The following is a 13,803-nucleotide window of genomic DNA, read 5'->3' as shown; positions in this document are numbered from 1 at the left end:
TAGAAGCACATATTGCGCAGGTCTTTCTTTGAAAATAAAATGTTAATATCAGAAAGAGCATGAGGGAGGAAAACACGGCAATGGCAGTGATGACGATCGCGATATGTGATGAAATACGAAAGGATGCACAGAAGCTGTACAGGCAGCTTTCCACACTGGTCCCTGATGCAGAGCTCCTTCTGTATCGGACCAGAGAGAGTCTTCTGAAAGGACTGGCAGAGGGACACAAGATCTGCGATCTGATATTTCTGGGGCTGGATGGTGATCAGGGCAGGAGTCTGGAAACTGTACGGACAATGCGCCTGAAAGGACATTATATCCCGGTTGTGCTGGTGGCAGAGAATGAAAAATTCTATAAAGAAGCATTTGAAGTGTTTGCCTATAACTATCTGGTCAAACCGGTTGAAAGTGGAGAACTGGAACATGTTCTGGTACATATCCTGGAGGTATGCAGGCGTGAAGGCGGAAGAGCGCTGTATTTTCGCTACAGGAAACAGGTTTATACACTGCAGCACGATCATCTGGCATATATATCCAGTAGTCTTCACAGTGTGACATTTCATCTTACCGATGGAAAAAAGATCAGCTGCAGAGCCAGGCTGGGGGATTTTTCGGGACAGCTGTCAGACAGCAGCTTTCTGAGATGTCATCAGAGCTTTTGTATTAACATGGAGAAGGTAACTTCACTTAAGAAGAACAGTTTTGTGGTCGGACAGACGGAAATCCCAATTTCCAGAACATATCTGAAAACGGCCAGAAAGAAATACAAAGATTATCTGGCAGAGCAGAAGGTTTGCTCTTGACAGCTCCTTTGGGGTATGTTACTATAACCATACGCTTTCGCGTGGTAGAGTGACCATGTGATAAAGAGATAACCGAAAAAAGGAGAATGACCATGAAGAAAAGAACAGTTGCAGTAGTAATGGCGGCAGCGATGACAATAGGAATGATGGTAACAGGAGTGAGTGTACAGGCAGGTGTTGAGGATAAGACCCTGATCGTAGGATTTGATGCTGAATATCCTCCGTTCGGATATAAGGATGATAACGGAGAATATGTAGGATTTGACCTTGACCTTGCCCAGGAAGTATGTGATAATCTTGGCTGGGAACTTGTTAAGAAGCCTATCAACTGGGATTCCAAGGATATGGAGCTGAACTCCGGAACGATCGACTGTATATGGAATGGATTTACTATCAACGGACGTGAGGATGACTATACATGGAGTGATCCATACATCAACAATGAGCAGGTGATCGTAGTTGCCAAGGATTCCGGAATTGAGAAGCTTGCGGATCTTAAGGGCAAGAACGTAGTTGTACAGGCTGCATCCGCTGCACTGGACGCATTGAACAGCGATGACAATAAGGAACTGAAGGACAGCTTTGCATCTCTTACAGAGAATCCGGACTACAACACTGCATTTATGAATATTGATTCCGGAGCTGCAGACGCTGTTGCTGTTGATATCGGTGTTGCTAACTATCAGCTTTCCCAGAGAGGCAAGGATAAATATGTGATCCTTGACGAGCCGATCCAGAACGAGCAGTATGGCATCGGATTCAAGAAGGGAAATGATGAGCTGAAGGATCTCGTATGGGATGAGGTCAAGAAGCTTGACGAGTCCGGTGAGGTTGACAAGCTTGCAGATAAGTATGAACTGGATAAGAGCATGCTCTGCATCAGCGAGGACAAGGATAAGATAGAGAATTCTGATTCAGCAGAAGCTGACACAGAAGAAAGTGCAGACAGCACAGAGAAAGAAAACGATTCTGAATCCAAATGATCCGGTACAGATCCGGTACAGTAAAAGCTGTGAAGATATTTTTTTAAGCTATCCAACAGCAGTAGAAATAAGAAACATAGCAGAAGCTTTTGAAGCTTCCGCATAAAAAGGAAATGAGGGTGCTTCGGCGCAGAAAGAGCTGCCGTACACGCTCATTTCCTGTTGTTTACAGGAATTACAGGTATCAGTCCGATAAATGGGACTGATACTCCGAACCAGGAGGAAAAAAATGAGTTTTAGTGTAATGCTCCAGCAGCTGGCAGGAGGAATGCTGGTCTCTATTGAGATCTTTTTTGTAACCTTGCTGTTTTCTCTGCCGCTGGGACTTCTGATCTGTTTTGGCAGAATGTCCAGAAACAAAGTGATCCGTACCATTGTATCCGGGTACATATCCATCATGAGAGGAACGCCGCTGATGCTGCAGCTGATGGTGGTATATTTCGGCCCTTATTTTATCTTTGGGATCCGTATTTCCATGGGATATAGTCTGATCGCTGTATTTATCGCATTTGCCATCAACTATGCAGCTTACTTTGCAGAAATCTATCGCGGCGGCATTGAATCCATGCCGGTGGGACAGTATGAAGCTGCAAAGATCCTTGGATACAATAAGGTGCAGACATTTTTCCGCATCATTCTTCCACAGGTGATCAAAAGGATTTTGCCGTCTATTACAAATGAGGTCATTACGCTGGTCAAGGATACTTCCCTTGCGTTTGTTGTGGCAGTTGCGGAGATGTTTACCATTGCCAAGCAGATCGCAAGTGCACAGACAACAATGATGCCATTTGTGATCGCTGCGATATTTTATTATGTGTTCAACCTGATCGTGGCTGTTGTGATGCAGAAGGTTGAGAAAAGTATGAATTACTACCGCTAACCGGAATGGAGAGTATAAAATATGAAATTATTTGAAATGAAACATATCAAAAAAAGCTTTGACGGACTGGAAGTTCTCAAAGATATCTCTCTTGACGTGGAAGAGGGAGAAGTTTTAAGTATCATCGGTCCTTCCGGTTCCGGCAAGTCAACCATCCTGCGTTGTGCCACAGGACTTGAGACGCCGGACAGCGGCGAGATCATCAAAAACGGTGATGTGGGACTGGTGTTCCAGCAGTTCAATCTGTTTCCGCATTTTTCCGTACTGAAAAATATAGTGGATGCACCTCTGAAGGTGCAGAAGAGAAAGAAAGATGAGGTTTACGCCCAGGCAAGAAGCCTTCTTAAGAAAATGGGCCTTGCAGACAAGGAGAAGGCATATCCTTTTCAGCTTTCCGGAGGACAGCAGCAGCGAGTTTCCATTGCCCGTGCGCTCTGTATGAATCCGAAGATCCTGTTTTTTGATGAACCTACATCTGCACTTGACCCGGAGCTGACCGGTGAGATCCTGAAGGTTATCAAGGATCTTGCTCAGGAGCATATTACCATGGTGATCGTTACTCATGAAATGAATTTTGCAAGAGATATTTCCGACCGTATCATCTTTATGGATAAGGGTGTGATCGCAGTGGAGGGAACGCCGCAGGAGGTATTTTCTTCCGAAAATGGCAGAATGAAGGAATTTTTGGGAAAATTCCATCAGGGTATGGAGTAACAAACGGTTGCTTTTAAAGAGGCAATGTTATATAATTTCAAGAGGCGTGAATTAACCAGATTCGGGCAGATAACGGATCATTCGCCATTCCGGCCCGGATGTATGTAATCAGGAGGATAATAATGAATACAGACAGATATGTAAGCCCGCTGTCAGAGCGGTACGCAAGCAAAGAGATGCAGTACATTTTTTCCCCGGACATGAAATTCCGCACATGGAGAAAGCTGTGGATCGCACTTGCTGAGACGGAACGTGAGCTTGGCCTTAACATCACCCAGGAGCAGATTGACGAGATGAAAGCTCATGCGGATGATATCAACTATGATGTGGCTAAGGAGCGTGAGCGTCAGGTTCGCCATGATGTAATGTCTCACGTGTATGCGTTTGGTGTACAGTGCCCGAAGGCAAAAGGTATCATCCATCTGGGAGCGACCTCCTGTTATGTAGGAGATAATACGGATATCATCGTTATGACAGAGGCACTGAAACTTGTCCGCAAGAAACTTGTGAACGTGGTCGCAGAGCTTTCCAAGTTTGCAGCGCAGTATAAGGACCAGCCAACTCTGGCGTTTACTCATTTCCAGCCGGCACAGCCGACAACCGTAGGTAAGAGAGCAACTCTCTGGACTCAGGAATTCCTGATGGATCTTGAGGACCTTGAGTATGTATTAAGCACTATGAAGCTTCTTGGCTCCAAGGGAACAACCGGTACACAGGCTAGCTTCCTGGAACTTTTTGACGGGGATCAGGAGACCATCGACAAGATCGATCCGATGATCGCAGAGAAGATGGGATTCAGATCCTGCTATCCGGTTTCCGGACAGACCTATTCCAGAAAGGTTGATACCCGTGTGCTGAATATCCTTGCGGGAATCGCTGCAAGTGCACATAAGATGTCCAACGATATCCGTCTTCTTCAGCATCTGAAAGAAGTAGAGGAGCCATTTGAGAAATCCCAGATCGGATCTTCCGCTATGGCATATAAGAGAAATCCGATGAGAAGTGAGAGAATCGCTTCCCTGTCCAGATATGTGATGATTGATGCACTGAACCCGGCGATCACATCTGCGACACAGTGGTTTGAGAGAACTCTGGACGACTCTGCAAACAAGCGTCTCAGCGTTCCGGAAGGATTCCTTGCGATCGACGGAATCCTGGATCTCTGCCTCAATGTTGTAGACGGACTGGTTGTTTATCCGAAGGTTATCGAGAAGAGACTGATGTCTGAGCTTCCATTTATGGCAACTGAGAATATCATGATGGATGCAGTTAAGGCAGGCGGAGACCGTCAGGAGCTTCATGAGCGTATCCGTGAGCTTTCCATGGAAGCAGGAAAGAACGTGAAGGTAGAGGGTAAAGATAACAATCTTCTTGAGCTGATCGCAGCGGATCCGGCATTTAACCTGACTCTTGAGGATCTTCAGAAATCCATGGATCCGTCCAGATATACAGGACGTGCCAAAGAGCAGACAGAGGCATTTATCGCCAATGTGGTACAGCCGGTTCTGGATGCACATAAGGATCTGCTTGGCGTTAAGGTTGAGATCAACGTATAATTCCAAGATGTTATAAACATTAAGAAATGAACACAGACAGGAATGACGTGTCTCTGTGTATTACAGGCAGAGAACATGTCGTTCCGAATAATAGAGAAAGACACAAGGAGGAACTGTGTTATGGTAACTGCAGTAGTAGGAGCAAACTGGGGAGATGAAGGTAAAGGCAAGATCACAGATATGCTTGCTGAGAAAGCTGATATCATCGTAAGATTTCAGGGTGGAGCCAATGCGGGCCACACCATCGTAAATGATTACGGTAAATTCGCACTTCATACACTTCCGTCAGGTGTGTTTTACGGACATACGACCAGTGTCATCGGAAACGGTGTTGCACTGAACATTCCGGTATTCTTCAAGGAGTACAACGAAGTAGTAGGCCGTGGAGTACCGGCACCGAAGATCCTGATCTCCAACAGAGCACAGATGGTAATGTCTTACCACATTCTGTTCGATCAGTATGAAGAGGAGCGTCTTGGAGGCAAGGCTTTCGGTTCCACAAAATCCGGAATCGCTCCGTTCTATTCTGACAAATATGCAAAGATCGGCTTCCAGGTAAGTGAGCTTTTTGATGAGGAAGCACTGAAAGAGAAGGTTGTACGTATCTGCGAGACCAAAAACGTAACACTTGAGCATCTCTATCATAAGCCTCTTCTGAAACCGGAAGACATCATGAATGAGTTGATGGAATACAAGAAGATGGTTGAGCCATACGTATGCGACGTATCGCTCTATCTCTGGAATGCACTGAAAGAGGGAAAACAGGTTCTTCTTGAGGGACAGCTTGGAACTCTGAAAGACCCGGATCACGGAATCTATCCGATGGTTACATCCTCTTCCACACTGGCTGCTTATGGTGCCATCGGTGCAGGCCTGCCTCCATATGAGATCAAGAAGGTCGTAACCGTATGCAAAGCTTACTCCAGTGCAGTTGGAGCAGGTGCATTCGTTTCTGAAATCTTCGGCGAGGAAGCAGATGAGCTGAGAAAACGTGGCGGTGACGGTGGTGAGTTCGGTGCTACTACAGGCCGTCCGAGACGTATGGGATGGTTCGACTGTGTTGCATCCAAATACGGATGCCGTCTCCAGGGAGCTACAGACGTTGCTTTTACAGTACTGGATGTTCTGGGATATCTGGATGAGATCCCGGTTTGCACCGGCTATGAGATCGACGGAGAGGTGACAACAGAATTCCCGACAACTGTGCAGCTTGAGAAAGCAAAACCGGTTATTGAGAAGCTTCCGGGATGGAAATGCGATATCCGTGGAATCAAAAAATATGAGGATCTTCCGGAGAACTGCAGAAAATATGTAGAGTTCGTAGAAAAACATATTGGATTCCCGATTACAATGATCTCTAACGGACCAGGAAGAAACGACATCATTTACAGATAATTATTTTTACAGTATCAGGATTATGACAACAGGAAGCGCCGGGGAAGAATTTCTCCGGCGCCCTTTTGGTTCAAAGAGATATTCAGTTAAAATAACAGATAGAATAGCGGATGTATCATGTGAAAGGAAGCTCAATGAAAAATTTTAAAAGAATCGCGGCACTTGCAGGTGTTGTCATATTACTTCTTATATTCTGCCTTCCAATGGCATTTGCCTGGGGAAGCAGTGAAAACGCCCAGGCTTTGTTCCGGGGGGCTTTTGCGGCAGCCGTTCTGGTACCGATCGTAGCGTATGTTTTCTGGATGGCGTACCGGATCTGGGGAAATAAGAAGCCGAGAGAGGATGAAAACCGTATGATCGAGAATATTATTTTTGATGTGGGAAATGTGCTGATGGGCTATGACTGGGAAGAGTATCTTCGGAGCTATGACTTCCCGGAAGAAAAGTATCAGAAAATCGCAGATGCAGTATTTCGAAACCCGATCTGGGAGGAACAGGACCGTGGACAGCATGAGGAGTCCTGGTATGTAGATAAATTTGTGGAAAGTGCACCGGAATATGAAGCAGATATCCGTGAGGTGGTACGACGTGATCCGGAGTGTATGCATCTGTATGATTATGCGGAAACCTGGGTGAAATATCTCAAAAATCAGGGATATCATCTCTATGTCCTTTCCAACTACGGAACTTATATGCTGGATCGTACAAAGCAGGATATGTCTTTTCTGAAATATATGGATGGAGTGGTATTTTCCTGTGATGTGCAGCAGATCAAGCCTGAGGTGGATATTTATAAAACACTTCTGAAGCGTTACAGCCTGAAACCGGAGAAATCGGTATTTCTGGATGATCGTGCCGTGAACTGTGAGGGAGCCGGAAAAGCCGGTATTCATACCATCCAGTTTGAGAATCTGAAGCAGGCGGCGAAGGCGCTTGAGAAGCTTGGTGTGAAATGACCTTCAGTGTGAAAAGAGAAATGCAGAGGGCCTGCACCATCGCGAAGCCCTCTGCATTCTAAAGGGGAGGATATGATAAGTATCTCCCGGAACGGCATCTGTTATACAGAAAATATATAAGATCTTGTAATCTTTTATTCCCTGTTCTTCTTCCGGTATTCATCGGGAGTCATTCCATATGTTTTTTTAAAAGTACGTATGAAATGCTCCGGACTTTCATACCCTACAAGTTCACAGATCGCAAGATTGCTGAGAGAGGTTTCACGCAGAGCATGACATGCCTGGTTCAGCTTGATATCCCGGATGATCTGTAAAAATGTCCGTTCGGTACTTTCCCTGATCAGGGTACTGAAGTGGGAAGTACTATAGCCAAAATGCTTCGCAGCTTCACGTAAGGTAACGCTCTGGTAGTGACGGTTCAGGTAGTTGAGGATTTCCGTTACAGAATTTCCGGTGCTGTCCTTTGTAAGGATGGATTCAATATCATTTTCGTGAAAACGCAGCAGCATGGCCCAGAATGGAGTTGAGAAAGGTGCAGCTGTATTTTGCGTGGCCGAGATATTCGATATAGAGATTTTCCAGCATGTCATGGATCTGTGCATCATTTCCACTGTGAAAGATCGGATAATTTCCCACGGTCTTGCGGTACAGCACATGGGCAGTTACTGCTAACGGTAACAAAAGCACATGGGTACCCTGGCAAATACTTCCTGTACAATATAAGCATACTTTTGGCTATGAAATGCTTTTAAACATAGTGGGTATTTTAGATTCCGGTATGCTGTTTCCTGTGACCATCTGAGATGGTAGAGTTCTTTTAAGTGATCCATATCAAAATCCTTTTTTTACAAGGAAATTCCTTAAGTAAATGACATTGGGAGTGAACAGTAACTCTGAAACAGTTAAGACAGGCGGAAAATCCGCCTGCTCTTGACATGCAGATTTGCACCTGTTATATATAAAGCAAGGGTAAAAAGCTCTGTGAAAGAACTTTTCACCCTTCATTATCATAGAAGAATCTTATTTACAGACTTTTTCTCGCAGTCTCTCTGTAGTTTACTATTGCTTTTTTGGCAGCATCAAAATCCTTTTCTAGTACATAAATACATGTTGTTTCATTCTTATGATCAATTCCCGATGCAAAAGTATGATAAAAAATCAAGAAAAAAAGATTATTGATAAATGTTGCTTTTTTCAATCTGGTTTCATAAGGAATATTATTTTCATTCAACGTTTGTGTTAACCGCACAAGATGATCCATATTATCAGTTTCACATAATTTAATTTTCCCATTATCCTGAATATACTTCATAAAACCACCTCCGTGCTATATGTACATATATAAGAATAAATAATTTCCTGAATCCGTGAAATTCATCCTTTAAGTGAACCAACCTGCCAAGGGCAAGTTGGTTCCATGATAAAAATATACTTCCCTGTCTATTTTCAATACCAATGTCGTGACTCCAAGCGCTCATTGGGCAAAAAAAGGTACACGAAATAAGCCTACTATAAAATTGCTTTGTTACTTATGCGTTTGTGACAGCATATTTCTGACAGATATCAGAAAATATATGCCGCCAGACGTTGCTTTTTCCAAGGCCGATTATCAACTGGCGTGCATGCATGGTTACATGGCCTGCCATCATGATCAGGCTGCTGATAACTGTGCGTAAACGACGGCGTTTAACATCCCTCTTCTGACAAGGTGTTCGTCCTCCAATTGTGCCCTGACCGATCATACGGAGAATGTTATATGCGATCATCCCCAATTCGAGTATCAGTGCATTGGTCGTGAACTTTCCAGATGGAAGTCGCTCCAGATCCATGTCAGTTTTTACCTCACTATGAAACTGCTCACATTCTCCATGGGCATGATACAGACGGATGATTTCCTCATCCGGGTCACCAAGGTTTGTCCACCAGGTTTCAACTTCAACATCGGGAACCAGATTGAACTGACCATATTTATCAATGGTTCGTTCCGTAATCTCGTAGCCGGTACGGAGTGTAAACTCTTTATTGAACTGCTTATTGGTAACGGTTCTCCAGTTACTGCCTATATAAACAGTTTTTCCATCTCTGGGACTGTTTATATTCTGGCAGTACTGCTTTGCTATTTCAAACCAATCATCCGTGTTTTCCCGGCGAAGGTTCCGCTTGATAATAAAAAAGCAGCCTGCATCCATCAGAACAGCAACATTGTCGATGGAGTCATTGCCGGAATCAAGGCGAATCAACAGCGGCTTATCTGTCAGTTTGTGGCAAAGCGTTATTGTTTCCTGCGGAAATTTAACCGTCCCCTTCTGACAATGCTGTTTTCCTTCACGGAGTTCGAAATTGATGGCGTACCCCTCTGTACCTATATATGCCATCATAGGCGCATAGCCGTCACCTCTTTGTAGGTTCGTGAAACACCTTCCTTTTTGGATTTCGAATTATCCATAGGTGTCACATCGATATCTACCGGAACAAGACCATTTGCAAGAGCTGTCGGTTGTATTTTGTTTGTAAGGAGCATCTCAACATTCTGCCCATGCAAAGCATTCCAAGGTAAGTGAGTACAATATCACCGTTCTTAATCTGATGCTGAGACCGGTTGGGTGAATAATGATATTGAACAACAGAGTATCGCAAAATCTTGAAATTATAGGATTTAAGGAGCCTGTGAAGAAATCAACTTCACGGATTCAGGGAAGATATAAAAGTGGAGCTACATAGAGCAGTTCTAAACTGATTTAATTTTAGCAAAGAAGGTGATGCCTGCCAAGAGGAAAACACAAATTTATGCACATTTTTTTAGAGAGGGAATCCGTGTAATCATTCAATGTGGATAACTTTCCTAAATTTATAAGAAATGTGTAAATATGTGAAATCACAAAATGGGTAGGCTATAAAATAAATTTACCTTTCAAAACTGATATGAAACAGATGTATTTGATTTCTTCGCCAAAAGATGATATAATAAATAGAAATTGCGAAGCGGAATATAAATCTCCGTCTTATTTATCTAAAATTTGGGAAAAGAGGATCAGACAATGAGCGATATGACAATTCTTGAGCAGTGGCGTTCCATTGCTTATAATCAGAATGCAGATAAGAATAAGCTTCAGCGCTTCTGGGCAAATTATTTTAACATTGAGAAGAATATTTATGAGCAGCTTCTTGAGAACCCGGATGAGGTTGTTTCCGGAACTGTAAAAGAGCTTGCTGAGAAATACGGTCAGGACGTTATGACTATGGTTGGTTTCCTTGACGGAATCAATGACAGTCTGAAGGTTCCGAACCCGATCGAGACTATGGATGAGGATACCAAGGTAAACCTTGCATTTGATAAAGAGGCACTCTATAAGAACATGGTAGATGCCAAGGCTGACTGGCTTTACAACCTTCCTCAGTGGGACAAGATCTTCACAGAAGAGAAAAAGAAAACCCTCTACATGGAGCAGAAGAAATCCGGCACAGTTGTGAAACCGCACAAGGTCGGAAGAAACGATCCGTGCCCATGCGGAAGCGGCAAGAAATACAAACACTGCTGCGGAAGATAATGAGCGTAAAGAAGAATCTGGATTACATTATCGTGTTAGGTGCCCATGTGGACGGAACACGGATGACACTTGCCCTTCTGGAACGAGCCAGAAGGGCCCTTCTTTATCTTGAAGAAAATCCGGGTACGAAGGCAGTGCTCTCCGGAGGAAAAGGCGATGGAGAAAACATTTCCGAGGCAGAGGCCATGTATCGCTACCTTACCGGTCACGGAATAAACGGGGACAGACTGATACGGGAAGAAGAATCTACCAGTACGAAAGAGAATTTGGAATTCAGCCGCAGAAGGATCGGAACCACAGACTGTTCCGTAGGCGTGGTGACGAACAATTTTCATGTATGGAGAGGAGCAGCCATTGCAAGAAAATGTGGATTCCGGGAAGTGACCATGGTACCTTCCAGGTATCGAAGCTGGCGTCTTTTTATCTACATTCCCCGTGAGATTCTGGCTATTATCAAAGACAAACTCATGGGAAATCTGTAGATCTGTGCGAGAAGAGAAATCTCAAAAATTTTGTCAACATGCGTTGACAAATAAAAATACTGCGCTTATAATGAACCACAGAAAAAGAAATAAAAAACACGCTGACGAGACGAGTAAGCTGTGAAACGTTACAGAGAGAGATGTGAAGTGCTGGAAACATCTTATCGGGAAACAGCCGAAGACTACCTCCGAGTGGCCCCAATCCGGTCCGGTGATTCCGTTATCATCATAATTGAGAGGCTTTGCATCCTGGCATGACCGGGCAGCAGAGCAAGCAGGGTGGAACCGCGAGAATGAATGAACTCGTCCCTTACAGTATGTGATGTACTGTGAGGGATTTTTTTATTGCAGAATCTCTTGCAAAAGCAGACACATACTGTGTACCATAGAAACTTCATTTAAAATGAAAGGAGAAAAAACAATGATCATTACATTAAAAGACGGCTCAAAAAAAGAATATGCAGAAGCAAAAGCTGTGATCGATATCGCATATGACATCAGCGAAGGCCTTGCACGTGCTGCATGTGCAGGAGAAGTAAACGGAGAGGTCGTAGATCTTCGTACAGTTCTTGACAGCGACTGTGAGTTGAATATCCTTACAGCGAAAGACGAGAAGGGCCTTGCAGTTCTCCGTCATACAGCATCTCACGTAATGGCACAGGCTGTACAGAACTTATACCCGGAGGCAAAGGTTGCCATCGGACCATCCATTGATACAGGCTTCTACTATGATTTCGACCACGAGCCATTTTCACGTGAGGATCTTGACGCCATTGAGAAAGAGATGAAAAAGATCATCAAAAAAGGCGCAAAGATCGAGCGTTTTACAAAATCCCGTGAGGATGCCATCGCATACTTTAAAGAGAAAAATGAGCCATACAAGGTTGAGCTGATCGAGGATCTTCCGGAGGGAGAAGAGATTTCCTTCTATTCACAGGGAGACTGGACAGACCTCTGTGCAGGCCCACACCTGATGAGTGTAAAAGGCATCAAGGCATTCAAACTTCTTTCTTCTTCCAGCGCATACTGGAGAGGCAGTGAGAAGAACGCAATGCTTACACGTATCTACGGAACAGCCTATGCTACAAAGGATGAGCTGAAAGAGCATCTGGAGCAGATGGAAGAAGCAAAGAGACGTGATCATAACAAGCTTGGCCGTGAGATGAAGATCTTCACAACTGTAGATGTGATCGGACAGGGACTTCCGCTTATCATGCCAAACGGTGTGATCATGATGCAGGAGCTTCAGCGCTGGATCGAGGATGAGGAGACAAAGCGTGGATACGTAAGAACAAAAACTCCTCTTATGGCAAAGAGCGATCTTTACAAGATCTCCGGACACTGGGATCATTACAAAGATGGTATGTTCGTACTTGGTGATGAGGAGAAGGACAAAGAGGTTTATGCACTTCGTCCGATGACATGTCCGTTCCAGTACTATGTATACAAAGCAGAGCAGCACAGCTACCGTGATCTGCCGATCCGTCTCGGCGAGACCTCCACACTGTTCCGTAATGAGGATTCCGGAGAGATGCATGGCCTGACACGAGTTCGTCAGTTTACTATTTCCGAGGGACATCTGATCGTAAGACCGGACCAGATGGTAAAAGAGTTCAAAGACTGTATCGCACTTGCCCAGTACTGTCTGCAGGTACTTGGTGTTGAGGAAGATGTAACCTATCATCTTTCCAAATGGGATCCGACAAACAAAGAGAAATACATCGGTGAGCCGGAGGTATGGGAAGAGACAGAAGGCCATATCCGCCAGATGCTTGAGGAGCTGAACATTCCATTCACAGAGGATGTGGGCGAGGCTGCTTTCTACGGACCGAAGGTTGATATCAACGCAAAGAACGTATACGGAAAAGAAGACACCATGATCACGATCCAGTGGGATGCACTTCTTGCAGAGCAGTTTGATATGTACTATATCGATGAGAATGGCGACAAACAGCGTCCGTACATCATCCACCGTACATCCATGGGATGCTATGAGAGAACACTGGCATGGCTTATTGAGAAATACGCAGGAATGTTCCCGACATGGCTCTGCCCGGAGCAGGTTCGTGTGATCCCGATCTCCGAGAAGTATAACGATTATGCACAGAAGGTTGAAGCCCAGATGAGAGAAGCAGGGATCCGCTGCTCTGTAGACGGACGTTCCGAGAAGATGGGATACAAGATCCGTGAGGCACGTCTTGAGAGAGTACCTTACATGCTTATCGTTGGTGCAAAAGAGGAAGAAGAGGGTAAGGTTTCCGTAAGAAGCCGCTATCTTGGCGATGAGGGAATGAAAGAGCTTGGTGAGTTCATTAACTTCATCAAAGAAGAGATCAAGAACAAGACGATCCGTAAGATCGAGGTTCAGGAAGAGAAGAAATAAACAAAACAGATGATTGACGGATAAATAAAAGGCGACCCGTGTGATAGGCGGGCCGCCTTTATTTTTGATCCGGCAATATTGAGGCCACGCTGTGATGCGGAGG

At 44.6% G+C, this 13,803-nt stretch carries 13 protein-coding genes and 1 pseudogene; 10 read left to right on the top strand and 4 right to left on the bottom strand.

Annotation, left to right across the window (positions count from 1 at the left end; all coding sequences use genetic code 11):
* Positions 1-80 precede the first annotated feature (80 nt).
* The 7 genes from GPK58_RS00170 to GPK58_RS00140 all read left to right on the top strand — a co-directional run bounded on the left by GPK58_RS00170 (position 81) and on the right by GPK58_RS00140 (position 7,287).
* Positions 81-803 carry a LytR/AlgR family response regulator transcription factor gene (locus GPK58_RS00170; RefSeq protein ID WP_059085394.1) on the top strand — a complete coding sequence of 241 codons (723 nt, stop codon included), beginning with the start codon at positions 81-83 and terminating at the stop codon, positions 801-803.
* A 92-nt stretch (positions 804-895) separates the two neighbouring features.
* The gene (locus GPK58_RS00165) at positions 896-1,786 is read left to right on the top strand and encodes an amino acid ABC transporter substrate-binding protein (protein ID WP_215637989.1); all 891 of its coding nucleotides are present in this window, start codon (positions 896-898) and stop codon (positions 1,784-1,786) included.
* 229 nt (positions 1,787-2,015) lie between these two features.
* On the top strand, positions 2,016-2,666 hold the full coding sequence (locus GPK58_RS00160; protein WP_022426149.1) for an amino acid ABC transporter permease: 651 nt from the start codon (positions 2,016-2,018) through the stop codon (positions 2,664-2,666).
* A gap of 21 nt (positions 2,667-2,687) precedes the next feature.
* On the top strand, positions 2,688-3,380 hold the full coding sequence (locus tag GPK58_RS00155) for an amino acid ABC transporter ATP-binding protein (protein ID WP_021652351.1): 693 nt from the start codon (positions 2,688-2,690) through the stop codon (positions 3,378-3,380).
* Between the two features lie 122 nt (positions 3,381-3,502).
* On the top strand, positions 3,503-4,936 hold the full coding sequence (gene purB, locus GPK58_RS00150; protein WP_173740406.1) for an adenylosuccinate lyase: 1,434 nt from the start codon (positions 3,503-3,505) through the stop codon (positions 4,934-4,936).
* Between the two features lie 120 nt (positions 4,937-5,056).
* Complete coding sequence (locus GPK58_RS00145) at positions 5,057-6,331, top strand: adenylosuccinate synthase (RefSeq protein WP_022426147.1); 1,275 nt, start codon at positions 5,057-5,059, stop codon at positions 6,329-6,331.
* A 134-nt stretch (positions 6,332-6,465) separates the two neighbouring features.
* Positions 6,466-7,287 carry an HAD-IA family hydrolase gene (locus GPK58_RS00140; protein ID WP_015527102.1) on the top strand — a complete coding sequence of 274 codons (822 nt, stop codon included), beginning with the start codon at positions 6,466-6,468 and terminating at the stop codon, positions 7,285-7,287.
* 134 nt (positions 7,288-7,421) lie between these two features.
* Here the strand turns inward: GPK58_RS00140 and GPK58_RS00135 are convergent, their stop codons facing one another.
* The 4 genes and pseudogenes from GPK58_RS00135 to GPK58_RS00120 form a co-directional block, all read right to left on the bottom strand.
* Entirely contained in the window at positions 7,422-7,796 is a 375-nt protein-coding gene (locus GPK58_RS00135; protein WP_215637987.1) for a helix-turn-helix transcriptional regulator, read from the bottom strand.
* Positions 7,771-7,968: a hypothetical protein gene (locus GPK58_RS00130; RefSeq protein ID WP_173741609.1), complete on the bottom strand. Its 198-nt coding sequence runs from the start codon at positions 7,966-7,968 to the stop codon at positions 7,771-7,773. The genes GPK58_RS00135 and GPK58_RS00130 overlap by 26 nt, the downstream gene beginning before the upstream one ends.
* Positions 7,969-8,311: 343 nt before the next feature.
* A complete protein-coding gene (locus GPK58_RS00125; protein ID WP_022426145.1) occupies positions 8,312-8,599 on the bottom strand; it encodes a hypothetical protein in 288 nt (95 codons plus the stop codon).
* A 217-nt stretch (positions 8,600-8,816) separates the two neighbouring features.
* Positions 8,817-9,894: pseudogene (locus GPK58_RS00120) on the bottom strand (IS1380 family transposase); the annotation flags it as partial.
* Between the two features lie 431 nt (positions 9,895-10,325).
* Here GPK58_RS00120 and GPK58_RS00115 point away from each other — a divergent pair.
* From GPK58_RS00115 to thrS, 3 genes are all read left to right on the top strand, one after another.
* Positions 10,326-10,835, top strand: a complete 510-nt coding sequence (locus tag GPK58_RS00115) for an SEC-C metal-binding domain-containing protein (RefSeq protein ID WP_015527105.1) — start codon at positions 10,326-10,328, stop codon at positions 10,833-10,835.
* On the top strand, positions 10,835-11,317 hold the full coding sequence (locus tag GPK58_RS00110) for a YdcF family protein (RefSeq protein WP_215637986.1): 483 nt from the start codon (positions 10,835-10,837) through the stop codon (positions 11,315-11,317). Before GPK58_RS00115 ends, GPK58_RS00110 begins: the two co-directional genes overlap by 1 nt.
* A gap of 421 nt (positions 11,318-11,738) precedes the next feature.
* On the top strand, positions 11,739-13,700 hold the full coding sequence (thrS, locus tag GPK58_RS00105; protein ID WP_215637983.1) for a threonine--tRNA ligase: 1,962 nt from the start codon (positions 11,739-11,741) through the stop codon (positions 13,698-13,700).
* Positions 13,701-13,803 lie beyond the last annotated feature (103 nt).

This window comes from Blautia sp. MCC270 (genome assembly GCF_018785605.1).
GTDB classification, from domain to species: domain Bacteria; phylum Bacillota; class Clostridia; order Lachnospirales; family Lachnospiraceae; genus Blautia_A; species Blautia_A fusiformis.
Note: the sequence above shows the minus strand (reverse complement) of the source record. Positions and strands in the feature narration are given on the sequence as shown.

Bases quoted from the DNA above. Each gene is read 5' to 3' on its own strand.
- GPK58_RS00170 (WP_059085394.1), top strand. From the start codon at position 81: ATGGCAGTGATGACGATCGCGATATGTGATGAAATACGAAAGGATGCA.
- GPK58_RS00165 (WP_215637989.1), top strand. From the start codon at position 896: ATGAAGAAAAGAACAGTTGCAGTAGTAATGGCGGCAGCGATGACAATA.
- GPK58_RS00160 (WP_022426149.1), top strand. From the start codon at position 2,016: ATGAGTTTTAGTGTAATGCTCCAGCAGCTGGCAGGAGGAATGCTGGTC.
- GPK58_RS00155 (WP_021652351.1), top strand. From the start codon at position 2,688: ATGAAATTATTTGAAATGAAACATATCAAAAAAAGCTTTGACGGACTG.
- purB (WP_173740406.1), top strand. From the start codon at position 3,503: ATGAATACAGACAGATATGTAAGCCCGCTGTCAGAGCGGTACGCAAGC.
- GPK58_RS00145 (WP_022426147.1), top strand. From the start codon at position 5,057: ATGGTAACTGCAGTAGTAGGAGCAAACTGGGGAGATGAAGGTAAAGGC.
- GPK58_RS00140 (WP_015527102.1), top strand. From the start codon at position 6,466: ATGAAAAATTTTAAAAGAATCGCGGCACTTGCAGGTGTTGTCATATTA.
- GPK58_RS00135 (WP_215637987.1), bottom strand. From the start codon at position 7,796: ATGCTGCTGCGTTTTCACGAAAATGATATTGAATCCATCCTTACAAAG.
- GPK58_RS00125 (WP_022426145.1), bottom strand. From the start codon at position 8,599: ATGAAGTATATTCAGGATAATGGGAAAATTAAATTATGTGAAACTGAT.
- GPK58_RS00115 (WP_015527105.1), top strand. From the start codon at position 10,326: ATGAGCGATATGACAATTCTTGAGCAGTGGCGTTCCATTGCTTATAAT.
- GPK58_RS00110 (WP_215637986.1), top strand. From the start codon at position 10,835: ATGAGCGTAAAGAAGAATCTGGATTACATTATCGTGTTAGGTGCCCAT.
- thrS (WP_215637983.1), top strand. From the start codon at position 11,739: ATGATCATTACATTAAAAGACGGCTCAAAAAAAGAATATGCAGAAGCA.